This is a genomic window from Aequorivita nionensis (assembly GCF_046352995.1).
Classification (GTDB): Bacteria; Bacteroidota; Bacteroidia; order Flavobacteriales; family Flavobacteriaceae; genus Aequorivita; species Aequorivita nionensis.
In genome coordinates this window covers 1,750,211-1,763,298 of record NZ_CP130281.1, presented here as the reverse complement: position 1 = coordinate 1,763,298, position 13,088 = coordinate 1,750,211, and the positions used below count along the sequence as shown (strand labels likewise).

12 protein-coding genes are annotated in these 13,088 nt (G+C 37.4%); 9 read left to right on the top strand and 3 right to left on the bottom strand.

Features of this window, described 5'->3' with window-relative positions; genetic code table 11:
• Nucleotides 1–62 precede the first annotated feature (62 nt).
• From Q2U82_RS07960 to Q2U82_RS07950, 3 genes are all read right to left on the bottom strand, one after another.
• A complete protein-coding gene (locus tag Q2U82_RS07960; protein WP_410004346.1) occupies nt 63–3,050 on the bottom strand; it encodes a T9SS type A sorting domain-containing protein in 2,988 nt (995 codons plus the stop codon).
• A 115-nt stretch (nt 3,051–3,165) separates the two neighbouring features.
• A complete protein-coding gene (locus Q2U82_RS07955; protein ID WP_410004345.1) occupies nt 3,166–3,855 on the bottom strand; it encodes a thioredoxin family protein in 690 nt (229 codons plus the stop codon).
• 11 nt (nt 3,856–3,866) lie between these two features.
• A complete protein-coding gene (locus Q2U82_RS07950) occupies nt 3,867–4,412 on the bottom strand; it encodes a redoxin domain-containing protein (RefSeq protein WP_410004344.1) in 546 nt (181 codons plus the stop codon).
• Nucleotides 4,413–4,710: 298 nt separating this feature from the next.
• On the opposite strand from Q2U82_RS07950, the gene Q2U82_RS07945 reads away from it, so the two are divergent.
• The 9 genes from Q2U82_RS07945 (at nt 4,711) to Q2U82_RS07905 (ending at nt 13,080) form a co-directional block, all read left to right on the top strand.
• Nucleotides 4,711–6,108 carry an anthranilate synthase component I family protein gene (locus Q2U82_RS07945; RefSeq protein WP_410004343.1) on the top strand — a complete coding sequence of 466 codons (1,398 nt, stop codon included), beginning with the start codon at nt 4,711–4,713 and terminating at the stop codon, nt 6,106–6,108.
• 38 nt (nt 6,109–6,146) lie between these two features.
• Nucleotides 6,147–6,782 carry an anthranilate synthase component II gene (locus Q2U82_RS07940; RefSeq protein WP_410004342.1) on the top strand — a complete coding sequence of 212 codons (636 nt, stop codon included), beginning with the start codon at nt 6,147–6,149 and terminating at the stop codon, nt 6,780–6,782.
• A gap of 79 nt (nt 6,783–6,861) precedes the next feature.
• Nucleotides 6,862–7,854: an anthranilate phosphoribosyltransferase gene (trpD, locus tag Q2U82_RS07935; RefSeq protein ID WP_410004341.1), complete on the top strand. Its 993-nt coding sequence runs from the start codon at nt 6,862–6,864 to the stop codon at nt 7,852–7,854.
• A 49-nt stretch (nt 7,855–7,903) separates the two neighbouring features.
• Nucleotides 7,904–8,686, top strand: a complete 783-nt coding sequence (gene trpC, locus Q2U82_RS07930; RefSeq protein ID WP_410004340.1) for an indole-3-glycerol phosphate synthase TrpC — start codon at nt 7,904–7,906, stop codon at nt 8,684–8,686.
• Nucleotides 8,687–8,709: 23 nt separating this feature from the next.
• Nucleotides 8,710–9,318, top strand: coding sequence for a phosphoribosylanthranilate isomerase (locus Q2U82_RS07925; protein ID WP_410004339.1), 609 nt, complete (start codon nt 8,710–8,712; stop codon nt 9,316–9,318).
• Nucleotides 9,319–9,394: 76 nt separating this feature from the next.
• The gene (gene trpB / locus Q2U82_RS07920) at nt 9,395–10,576 is read left to right on the top strand and encodes a tryptophan synthase subunit beta (protein ID WP_410004337.1); all 1,182 of its coding nucleotides are present in this window, start codon (nt 9,395–9,397) and stop codon (nt 10,574–10,576) included.
• 45 nt (nt 10,577–10,621) lie between these two features.
• Nucleotides 10,622–11,389 carry a tryptophan synthase subunit alpha gene (gene trpA, locus Q2U82_RS07915; RefSeq protein ID WP_410007146.1) on the top strand — a complete coding sequence of 256 codons (768 nt, stop codon included), beginning with the start codon at nt 10,622–10,624 and terminating at the stop codon, nt 11,387–11,389.
• An 84-nt stretch (nt 11,390–11,473) separates the two neighbouring features.
• Nucleotides 11,474–11,602: a hypothetical protein gene (locus Q2U82_RS07910; protein WP_278184087.1), complete on the top strand. Its 129-nt coding sequence runs from the start codon at nt 11,474–11,476 to the stop codon at nt 11,600–11,602.
• 164 nt (nt 11,603–11,766) lie between these two features.
• Nucleotides 11,767–13,080, top strand: coding sequence for a hydroxymethylglutaryl-CoA reductase, degradative (locus Q2U82_RS07905; RefSeq protein ID WP_410004336.1), 1,314 nt, complete (start codon nt 11,767–11,769; stop codon nt 13,078–13,080).
• Nucleotides 13,081–13,088: the final 8 nt, after the last annotated feature.

Genomic DNA, 13,088 nt, shown 5'->3' with positions numbered 1-13,088 from the left:
CCATTAAAAAAACCGAAAACAATAATTTACTGTTTTCGGTTTTTAATAAATTTAAAAAGAAACTATTCTTTAATAAATTTTGAGTAAGACTTTCCTTTATTGCTGTTGAGTTTCACAAAATAGGTTCCAGCTTTTAATGAGGAGACATCAATCATTTCTGTTTTTGATGGAATAGCAATCACAACCTGACCAAGCAAATTATATATTTCAACGGAAGTGATTTCTGTAGTTGCTTTCTTCTGAATATTCAAAATGTTTTTTGAAGGGTTTGGATAGAGCACGAATTCATTATTAAACTCAAAATCTGGGGTTTCCAATTGTTCTTCAATGGTCGTAATATATTCATTGGTAATTACTGGAAAATTATAATCAAAATAGATGGCGGCCTCGTTGCTGAAAGTATCGCCAAGTTGCAGTTCGGGTTTGGTTTTTATTTTGAAAAGCACATAACCATCGTTGTTCTGGTCGTCAAAAGGAAGATTGATGTTCTCGAATATAAATTCAACCACATTTTCTTTTATTCGTGAGTAAAATTCGTGGCTGCCGTTTAACGCACGTAGTGTTAAAACTTCAAATTTCTCAGTATCAATCACATCTTTCACAACTATATTTTCAGCTGGATAGTTACCTGTATTTTCAAAACGAATCAGATAATGTACATACTCACCAGCAGTTTCTGGCCCCACGCTTTCGCCCTGCAAACAAGTTTTATCATTAGGGTCGAGTGAGCCTACTACTTGTTGTTTTAATTCAAACTTATTGTCATTCGGAGTTTCGTCATCAACTACAGGATAAATAGTAGCCTTATAACCTAAGTAATCACCAATGTTAATTGGTGGATTATCCATAGGTCCATTTACGTTCATGATCAAATTTATTTCCCGGGTTTCAAAAGGTTTCAGATCTACATAATCATAGTATAAATTTTCAGTATCCTGCGAGCTTATGTCTGGGATAGAGGAAACGAATTGTGTGACTGGATAAAAACGAAATTTAATTTCGCCAGATTGCATTTGGGTGCCTTTGTTGTGATAAACTATTCTATAAGATGTTTCAAACCCTGGTCTGGCCGGAAATGTTGGAATAATTTCTATTTCCAGATCGGGATGATTTCCATTTGGAAGTATGCAGAAATCCTGTAGAAATGGCGTTGGATCTGCAGGAAAATTAACGGTAAATTCTGTTGGTGAAATTGTAAAATAGTCCGTATTCTCTAAAACTGGTGTAATGGTATGCGTTCCTTCTTGTACAGGAATAGAGTACTCGCCCTGCGAATTTGAAAGAAAAACGCCAGAATTGGTGCCATCCGTACTATGCAGTTGAAAATAAGGCAACGGATTATCTAAAGGGTCGCAACCATTGGCATTGAAATCATTTTTTACAGAACCCTTCACTTCAAAATAATCGCCGCCCAAAACAAAAGAACAATAAGAATTTGTGTGAGCTATAGAAGAGCCACTATCCAGAATTTCGGTATTTACATCAGCTAATTGTTCTTCATCTGCACAAACATATTGTAGGTTTGGATTGTTAGCTATAGTTAAATTCTCGTTTGTACCATTTTTTATGAATACTGTTAAAAGTTGATTATTATCCAAGTTCAAGGTATTCATCACTGGAACATTACTTATATCCAGCGTTACAAATTGATTGCTTTCAAGCAAAAGGTTGTCAACAGAGGTTAAGTTGGGGCCAAAAGTGATATCGGTAAGCTGGTTAGCATATAATCTTAAAGAGCCCACATTACCTGTGAAGGAGGGGAAATCCAAAGTTTCCAATTCATTGAATGACAGATCAAGGGTGCCCACAGTTTCAAGACTTAATGTGCCAAATTCTATCAAGTCATTATTATTAATATTTATTAAATTAGATGAAATCAAGTTATCAAGATGTAAGGAGGTTATTCTATTATGATCAAGCCGTAATGTTGGAATGGTTTCAAGACTACTCAAATCCGCACTTGTTATGTTAGAGTAAGAACAGACTATACTATTGGCTGAAATCAACGAATTCAAATTTAATGATGCGGGAATATTATTATTATAATTTAGTTCGTACACGGTTTCAAGGCTGGGAAGACTTAGCCCATCCAAAATATTTGTATCAATACTGATATTGCGACCTACTGACAAGAGATTATCAAAATTAACTGTAACCAAATTTTCCACGGCCTCAAACACTATATCTTTCGTTACTGTTTCTAAACCACTAAAATCTATACTTTCTAAAGTGTCAATATATGTTATACTTATTACACCTTGATAAGGGTTAGAGCCTGTAATAGTTTGTAAAGAAGGAAGATTTAAGTTAATAATTGCTAAATGGTGCACGGTAAATGTGCCCACAGAGCTAAGAGATGGAAAAATGAAATCTACAAGTTGTGGATTATTATACACCGCTAAATTCTTTGGAACAATGGTTAAATTTGCTCCACTCAAATAGGACAATACTTGATTAGAATATACCGAATAATCCACACCCACACTTACAAGATTGGGCGTATTTAAAGTCGCGAGAGACGAATTCTGGACAATATAGAACGTGAATGCTATTGAAGAGAGTGCATTTAAATTTAAATCCGTCAAGATAGGATTGAAACTACAATTAAAACTTCCGCCTACCTGTAACAAATTGTTAAGATTCAAAGAAGTCAAATTGTCTAAATTATTTGCCTTAAATGTTCCTTGAATCATTTCTAAATTTGAAAGATTTACAGTAACCAAGTTCGGGTTGTCTGAAAAATCTATACTTTCCATAGCTACCAAAAATCCAGCATCCAAAACAGGAAAATTATTTTCTTGACACTTTAGAGTAGTTATATTGGTAAAATATTCTAATCCTTGCAAAGAGGTAATTCCCTTATTCGAAATATTCAATGAGGTCGCGGCATTGGCTTCACTTATCTGAATTTCACCATCATTATTTGTATCAATTACAGGGTAATTATTAAGTAATGCATTTTTAAAATTAGTATCCGGAAAGTTGATGATCTGTGCCCCTATCGTTGAAAAAGAAAATACAAAAAGAAGGAAAAGGTAAATTTGTTTCATAGAAATTGAGGTGATTTTTTTTGTTTTCAAATATAAAAGAATTTTCTAAAGTTTTGTTAAAAAGAAAAGCCCTGCTGTTTGCAGCAAGGCTTTCAAGTAATTTATTTTAAAATAATTACTGCTTTACAGAACAGCCAATTGCTTTGGTTTCCTTCACAGAAATTTCTTTTCCTGCCAAAAGCTCATTTACGGCATTCGCTAAAAACCTTTCCTTAACTTCAGAAGCATTTCGAACGTTGTCATCAATGGCGCCGATATATTTTACAACATTTTTTCCATCTTCTTTTTGCAATAGATAAACGTGCGGCGTTTTTGTGGCGCCATATTTTGCATAGATTGTTTGGCTTTCGTCATATAAATACGGAAAAGTAAACCCAGCTTCTTTTGCTTTTTCTCGCATCAATTCATACGTATCATCTGGCTGAACCTCCGGATTGTTTGGATTAATTGCTATCACAGGAAATCCTTTTGATTTAAACTCCCTGTCCAACGCAACCATTCTTTCTTCACTAGCAACCGCATACGGGCATGTATTGCACGTAAAAATCACGATAAAACCTTTGGCATCTTTATAATCGGAAAGCGAAACCATTTTCCCGTTTACGTCCTTCAGTTTAAAATTGGTAGCTTCATCACCGATAGTATATCCTTTCGTTTCGGTTTCAGAGTTAATTTCCGTGAATTCGGGCTGGACAATTTCGCTAACGGCAAGATCCCAACTTTTATCCGTAGATTCGTTTTTACAACTGCTAAAAGCAATCAATACAAGGGCTGCAAATGATATGCTGGAAAGTATATTTTTCATAATTCAAATTTTTATAGAAAAGTTTTTAACCCAGTTTCAAGCTCTTCAAAAGTAAACGATTGCTCGTAAAATTTTCGAATGTCTTTTTTATAAATAACCGTTGCGGGAATGGCACCGCTCCATTGTGGTGAAACCTTTGGAATCCAACTATTGGCGTCAGAATCATCCAATAACACCACTTCAGATTGTATGTTGTTCTTTTTAATAAAAGGAATTACTTGGCTCTCCAGTTTGTCCGGAAAATCAAGGCTGACCAACAATAGTTTCACTTTTTTATCGGAATAGTCCGAAGCCAATCTTTCAAAAGCCGGAAGCTCTTTTATACAGGGTTTGCACCAAGTGGCCCAAAAGTTAATTACATAAATTGAATCGTTTTTCTTTTGAAGATACTGCCGTTCAAGTTCTTCGAAATTCAAGGAAACAACTTTTTTTGAATTGAAATCTTCTTTATTAATTGAAAGATTTTCTTTCATTGCAACTTCAGAAGTTGTTTCAGATTTTTTATCCAAACAGCCTTGAAACATCAAAACAAAAAGTATAAGCGGAAGTAATTTCATTTGCTAAAAATATTGAAAGTGAAATGATTAAAGCAAACCATTAACGTAAGATTAATAGACTTATTTAGTGCCAAAAAGTTTCATTTCAGAATTAGAAATTTTAAATTTTTCAATAAAAGAAAACTGTCTTCAAAAAAAATTCTATATTTGAACCCGAAACAATGAAAACATTTACACAAAATACTTGGTGGTGGAAAAACTTACGGAAAACCTCGTGAGCGGAACACCTATAGTATAAAATATACGAAAAGGCTTGTCAATCACGACAAGCCTTTTTTTATTCACATATTTTGACGAAATGAAATACAATTTAAAAACATATTCAAAAAAACTTTTGGCAGATACGCTCACGCCGGTTTCGGTGTATTTGCGATTACGCGATAAATTCCCGAACAGTCTGTTGCTGGAAAGCAGCGATTATCACGCCAACGACAATAGTTTCAGCTATATCTGCTTTAATCCCATTGCTTCCATAAAAGTGGAAAACGAAACCATTTTTCAGCATTTTCCGGGTGGAAAAAGCACCACAATTGAAATTTCAGAAAAAACGAATGTTCCAACTATTTTAGACGAATTTGCCTCCTCTTTTTCTTCGGAAGAAAGTAAATTTAAATTCATCAACAACGGTCTTTTCGGTTTTATGGCTTTTGATGCGGTGCGCTATTTTGAGGATATTGAGCTTCAAAAAAAAGAGGAAAATCTTGAAATGCCCGATTTGTTTTATGCGGTTTACCAAAACATAATCGCGATAAATCATTTCAACAACGAAGCATATATTTTTGCCCACACTTTTGAAGCTGAAAATAATATTCCGCAGATTGAGCAGATTTTAAAGTCCAAAAGTTTTGCCGAATATCCTTTTAAAAGAAACGGTGAGCGAACCACAAACTTAAACGATGAAGATTTCAAAGCTTTGGTGCGAAAATGCAAAGAGCATTGCCAGCGCGGTGATGTGTTCCAGATTGTGCCCAGCAAACGTTTTTCGCAGAAATTCACGGGCGATGAATTCAACGTTTACAGAGCTTTGCGCAGCGTGAACCCCTCGCCCTATCTTTTTTATTTCGATTACGGAAATTTTAAAATCTTCGGAAGTTCACCCGAGGCGCAATTGGTAGTGAAAGGAAACCGTGCCGAAATCCATCCAATTGCGGGAACCTTCAAACGCACCGGAAACGACGAGCAGGACGCCGAGCTCGCCAAAAAACTTTCCGAAGACAAAAAGGAAAACAGCGAACACGTGATGTTAGTCGATTTAGCGCGAAACGATTTGAGCCGCCACGGCACGAACGTAAAAGTGGAAACCTATCGCGAGGTTCAGTTTTTTTCACACGTAATTCATTTAGTTAGCAAAGTTACGGCAACGAAAAACCCAACCGTCTCTACCATGCAAATTGTGGCGGACACCTTTCCCGCAGGAACATTGAGCGGCGCACCGAAACACAAAGCCCTGCAATTGCTGGAAAAATATGAAAATAGAAGCCGCGAATTTTACGGCGGCGCCATCGGGTTTATGGATTTCAGCGGTAATTTTAATCACGCGATTATCATTCGTTCCTTCGTAAGCAAAAATCATACATTGCATTACCAAGCTGGCGCTGGCGTGGTTTCGGAAAGCAATGAAGAAAACGAATTGCAGGAGGTTTATAACAAACTCGGCGCGCTCACAAAAGCGCTGGAATTGGCTGAAAACATATAAGTCCCCCAGCCCCAAAGGGGAGCAAAAAATAATAATTCATGAAAGAAGAAATAAATAAAATTAAAAATCAGGCTCCCTTCCCCCAGGGGGAAGGGCTGGGGAAGGGGACTAAAATATTAGTCATCGACAACTACGACAGTTTTGTGTACAATTTGGTCCACTATTTAGAGGAATTGGATTGCGAAGTAACCGTAAGAAGAAACGATAAATTCTATTTGGAAGAAGTAGAAAATTTCGATAAAATTCTACTTTCTCCCGGCCCGGGAATTCCCGATGAAGCAGGATTATTGAAAGAAGTGATCAAAAAATACGCAGCTTCAAAACCCATTTTTGGAGTGTGTTTAGGGCAACAAGCAATCGGGGAAGTTTTTGGTGGAAAATTGGAAAATTTGAGCAAAGTTTTTCACGGCGTTGCTACAAAAACAACGATAATTTCTGAAAACGAACCTCTTTTTAAGGGAATTGAAAAGGAATTTGAAATAGGCCGTTACCACAGTTGGGTGGTTTCAAAAGAAGGATTTCCGGAGGTTTTGGAAATCACTTCAGTCGATGAAAATGGGCAGATTATGTCCCTTCGCCACAAGCTTTATGATGTTTGCGGCGTACAATTTCATCCCGAAAGTGTACTTACCCCGAAAGGAAAACAGATTATTAAAAATTGGATTGAAAGTTGAGAAAAAGTATTCAGTTTTCAGTCACAGTTCGCAGTATTTACAGCTAAACTTATACACTCATCGACTCATCAACTTAACAATGAAACATATTTTAAACAGATTAATAAACCACAAACAACTCAGCAAAGACGAGGCCCGAACCGTTTTGGTAAACATTTCCGAAGGAAAGTACAATCAAAGTCAGATTGCTGCCTTTTTAACGGTTTATATGATGCGGAACGTGAGTTTAGAAGAGCTGGAAGGCTTTCGCGATGCTTTGTTGGACTTGTGTTTGGCAGTAGATTTCAGCGAATACAACACTATCGATTTATGCGGAACGGGCGGCGATGGAAAAAACACGTTTAACATTTCAACTTTGGCATCTTTTGTAACTGCGGGCGCAGGAATTAAAGTAACAAAACACGGCAATTACGGAGTTTCATCTGTTAGCGGTAGTAGCAATGTAATGGAGGCTTTGGAAATTAAATTAAGTAATGAAAAGGATTTTTTAAAGCGTTGTTTGGATGAAGCGGGAATCTGCGTTTTGCACGCGCCCCTCTTCCATCCTGCGATGAAAAACGTTGCACCAATCCGCAAGGAATTGGGCGTAAAAACATTTTTTAATATGCTCGGGCCGATGGTGAATCCAGCCTTTCCAAAAAACCAATTGGTCGGCGTTTTCGATTTGGAATTGGCACGAATGTATGGTTATCTCTATCAAAAAAGCGAGAAAAATTACGCTGTGCTACATGCAATGGATGGCTATGATGAAATTTCGCTGACAGGACCAGTAAAAGTGATTTCAAAAACTTCGGAAACTATTTTGAATGCAGAGAATTTCGGAGTGAAACAAATTGAGGAATCAGAAATATTTGGTGGCGAAACGGTAAATGATTCTGCCGCAATTTTTCTGAATATTTTAAACGGAAATGGCACCGAAGCACAAAACAATGTGGTCTGCGCCAACGCCGCAATGGCGATTTCAGTAGTTGAAAATTGCACAATAAAAGATGGTTTTGAAAAGGCGAAAGAATCTTTACAATCTGGAAAAGCCCTGAATTCATTAAAGAAATTGCAGCAAATATCCGATTGAATCACGACTCAATACTCAATACTCAATACTCAATACTCAATACTCAACAATGACAATTTTAGATAATATAACGGCTTATAAACTGAAAGAAGTTGCCGCAAAAAAGGAAGCAATTCCGGTGCGATTACTGGAGAAATTTCCACTTTTTACAAAGGAAACCAAATCGCTGGCGGAAGCTTTGCGCATTTCAACAACGGGAATTATCGCCGAACACAAACGCCGTTCACCGAGCAAATCGGTGATTAACGACAAGGTTTTGTTGCCCGAAGTGGTTTCGGGATATGAAAATGCTGGGGCAAAAGGAATTTCGGTTTTAACGGATTCCAACTTTTTTGGCGGTTCGCTCGATGATCTTTTGGTTGCTGAAAAAACGGTTTCCATCCCTATTCTGCGGAAGGAATTTATAATTGATCCCTATCAAATTTATGAGGCAAAAGCTTACGGCGCCGATGCTATTTTACTGATTGCGGCTTGTCTTTCTGCGGAGGAATTAAAACAGTTTTCGTTTTTAGCGAAAAGTCTAAAACTCGACGTTTTATTGGAAGTTCACAATTCCGAAGAACTTCAAAAATCACTTTTGCCCAATGTGGATATGATTGGCGTAAACAATCGAAACCTTAAAAATTTCAAGGTGAATATCGACATCAGCAAAAAACTGTCCGAAGAAATTCCAGCCGATTTTATAAAAATTTCCGAAAGCGGAATCAGCGATGTGGCAACCATAAAAGAGTTGAGAACCTACGGTTTTGAAGGATTTTTGATTGGTGAAAATTTTATGAAAACCGAAAATCCCGGCGAAACGGCCAAACAATTTATTCAAAATTTGAGATGAAACCACTTTTAAAGATTTGCGGAATGAAACACAATATCACTGAAGTTGCAGAACTTCAACCAGACTATTTGGGTTTTATCTTTTACGAAAAAAGTCCGCGGTATTTCGATGGTGAAATCCCAGAATTACCAAAAGGAATTAAAAAAGTGGGCGTTTTTGTGGATGAAAAAATTTCAAAAGTGATTGAATTGTGCAAAAAATATTCTTTGGACGTAATCCAACTTCACGGCAATGAAAACAAGGAATATATTCTCGATTTGCAGGGTTACCTCACTTTATATTATCCCGATGTGTTGGTTTGGAAGGTTTTTAGCGTTGATGACATCTTCGATTTTAATCAATTATCAGTTTTTGAAAATAAAGTGGATGCATTTCTTTTTGACACAAAAGGCAAAGAAAAAGGTGGCACCGGAAAAACCTTTGATTGGGAAATTTTAAAAAAATATCCATCGAAAAAACCTTTCATTTTAAGCGGCGGCATTGGATTGGAAGAAGTTGATTTATTGAAAAAAATACTCAAAACAGACCTTCCCATCCACGCGATTGATGTGAATAGCAAATTTGAAATTGAGCCGGGGATGAAGGATGTTTCAGCTTTAAAAGTATTTATCGAAATATTGAAACACGACTGAAAATGAACCACGAACCAAGACACAAGAACCAAGACTGAATACTCAGTATTCAATACTCAATACTCAATACTAAAAAATGAATTATAACGTAAACGAAAAAGGCTATTACGGTGAGTTTGGCGGAGCATATATTCCCGAAATGCTGTACCCAAATGTGGAGGAATTACGCCAACAATATTTACAAATAATGGCTGAGGAATCTTTTCAAAAGGAATTTCGACAATTGCTGAAAGATTATGTGGGACGCCCTACTCCTCTCTATTTTGCGAAACGTCTTTCGGAAAAATACGGTACAAAAATATACTTAAAACGCGAGGATCTTTGCCACACGGGCGCACATAAAGTGAACAACACCATCGGCCAGATTTTAATGGCGAAACGATTGGACAAAACCAGAATCATTGCCGAAACCGGAGCCGGCCAACACGGCGTAGCGACTGCCACAGCTTGTGCTTTGATGGGTTTGGAATGCATCGTTTTTATGGGCGAAATCGACATAAAACGCCAAGCGCCAAACGTAGCCCGAATGAAAATGCTGGGCGCGAAAGTAGTTCCCGCAACAAGCGGCAGTAAAACCCTGAAAGATGCCACAAATGAAGCTATCCGTGATTGGATAAACAATCCTTTGGACACACATTATATTATCGGTAGTGTCGTTGGCCCACATCCGTACCCCGATATGGTTGCACGGTTTCAAAGCGTGATTTCAGAAGAAATAAAAACGCAACTCAATGAAAAAGAAGGCCGGGAAAACCCTGATTTTGTCGTAGCCTGTGTGGGTGGCGGTAGTAATGCCGCAGGTGCCTTTTATCATTATTTGGACAAACCGGAAGTTGGAATTATTGCGGTTGAAGCTGCCGGAAAAGGAATTGACAGTGGCGAAAGCGCGGCGACATCAGCTTTGGGAAAAGTGGGAATTATTCACGGCAGTAAAACACTGTTGATGCAAACGGCTGATGGGCAAATTACAGAACCCTATTCTATTTCTGCAGGTTTAGACTATCCTGGAGTTGGCCCAATGCACGCCAATCTTTTTGCCAGCGGCAGAGGTGAATTTATTTCTATAACCGATGAAGAAGCGATGCAGGCAGGACTTGAACTTTGCAAACTTGAAGGCATTATTCCCGCCATTGAAAGCAGCCATGCTCTGGCAATTTTTGAAACCAGAAAATTCAAAAAAGATGATGTGGTTGTAGTGAACTTGAGCGGACGCGGGGATAAAGATTTGGATACGTACATTAAATATTTTAACCTGTAATTAAGACCTCACAGGTTTCAAAAACCTATGAGCTATTTCTATATTATGAACAGAATTCAAAGTAAACTTTCAGAAGACAAAAAACTGCTTTCCATATATTTCACCGCGGGTTATCCAAAATTGGACGACACGGTTGAAATACTTCAGCAGTTGGAAAAAAACGGCGTGGATATGGTAGAAATCGGCTTGCCCTTCAGCGATCCGTTAGCAGATGGGCCTACCATTCAAGCTAGTTCGCAAACGGCTTTAAAAAATGGCATGACTACCGATTTGCTTTTTAAGCAATTGAAAGACATCCGAAAAACGGTTTCCATTCCGCTTATTTTGATGGGATATTTCAATCCCGTGCTTCAATTCGGGGTAGAAAATTTCTGCCAAAAGTGTGCTGAAGTTGGTATTGACGGCTTGATTCTTCCCGATCTTCCTTTAGCAGAGTTCGAGGAAAATTATGCCGAAATTTTCAGAAAATACAACCTTATAAATATCTTTTTGATCACGCCCCAGACTTCCGAAAAACGCATTCGCCAAATTGACGCAGCTTCCGAAGGCTTTATTTATATGGTGAGCAGCGCGAGTGTTACCGGAAGCTCTTCAGGTTTTGGAAATGCGCAAGAAGAATACTTTAAAAGAATTGCTTCGCTTTCACTTAAAAATCCACAGATTGTTGGTTTTGGAATAAATAATTCAGAAACCTTTCAGCAAGCAACAAAACACGCAAAAGGGGCGATCATTGGAAGTGCATTTATAAAAATGCTTTCAGAAAAAGGAATAGCAGGAATTTCAGCATTTATAAGCGCTATTCGTAAGGTTTAACCATTCTTTAGCAAGGGTTTAAGGGAATTTGTGATTTGGTTTTTCTATTTTAGTTATTCAATTTTAAACAAAAAAGAAGGAATCATGGAAAAGAAATTTGAAAGAAAAACAGAACAAAAGAATCCCACAAACCCTACGGGAAACACAAACCAAAAAACAAACGATTTTGACATCGATAAAAAAACCATTAAAAAACAGCAGAATAAAAAGTAAGATCTGTAGTTTAAATAAAGAAACTTAAAACCTTTTTTGTTTTAAGTTAATTGTGAAAGGTATTTAGGAATACATTTTAGTTTCTAAATACCTTTCTTTTTCAAATGATTCCCAAAGAAATTTTTACGAAACGCTATCTTTGCAATTCAATGTAACATAATTAGATGAAACAACACGTTTCCGGATTTTCAAAAAAAACGAAAGCTGAAAAAATTGAATGGCTTGCAGAAAATTACCTGCAAAACAATCCAAATTCCATTCAAATTTTAAAGAAATACTGGAATGAAGACCCTTCGTTACAGCAACTTCACGATGATTTTATTGAAAATACGCTTTCCAATTATTACTTGCCTTTTGGCGTGGCTCCAAATTTTTTAATCAACGGAAAACTATACGCATTACCAATGGTTACCGAAGAAAGTTCGGTAGTTGCTGCCGCCAGCAATGCCGCAAAATTTTGGCTGGAACGCGGCGGTTTTAAGGCTGAAGTAATTTCCACGGAAAAAAATGGGCAAATTCACTTTAACTTCTTCGGAAGTGAAAAAAATGTTGAAGCCTTTTTTGAAGAAGTAAAAGCAAAACTTCGCGACAGCATCCAATCCATTGAAAAAAACATGAAAGCCCGTGGTGGCGGTCTTTTGGAGCTTTCATTATTGGATAAATCGCATATATTGGAAGGCTATTATTATATTCACGCCACTTTTGAAACTTTGGACGCGATGGGCGCCAATTTTATAAACAGCTGTTTGGAGCAAATGGCGCATACTTTTGAGGAAGAAGCGAAGCATTTTGAACCTTTTCAGCAAAAGGAAACTTATCCCGAAGTAGTGATGAGCATACTTTCCAACTACGTTCCCGAATGTTTGGTACGAGCTGAAGTGAGCTGTAAAGTGGAAGAACTTACTACAAAACACTATGAGGGAAAGCATTTTGCAGAAAAATTTGTCCGTGCCATTGACATTGCTAAAACCGAAACCCGACGTGCCGTAACGCACAATAAAGGAATTATGAATGGAGTTGACGCAGTTGTTTTAGCAACTGGAAACGATTTCCGTGCGGTAGAAGCTGGTGTACACACCTACGCCGCCCGAAACAGCTATTACGGAAGTTTGACAAACGCTAAAATTGAGAATGATATTTTCACTTTTTGGATTGAATTGCCTTTGGCAGTTGGCACTGTTGGCGGATTGACCTCGCTTCACCCACTTACAAAGCTTGCTTTTGAAATTCTTCAAAAACCGGACGCTAAAGAATTGATGAAAATTATGGCGGTTGCCGGATTGGCTCAAAATTTTGCGGCAGTGCGATCATTAGTTACTACCGGAATTCAGAAAGGACATATGAAAATGCACTTGATGAATATTTTGAATCAATTGGAAGCTACAAAAGAAGAAAAGGAAAATGCAGTGGAATATTTTAAAGAAAACGCGGTTTCACATAGTTCAGTTGTTTCTTTTTTGGAAAAGTTGAGAAGTTGATAAGCAAA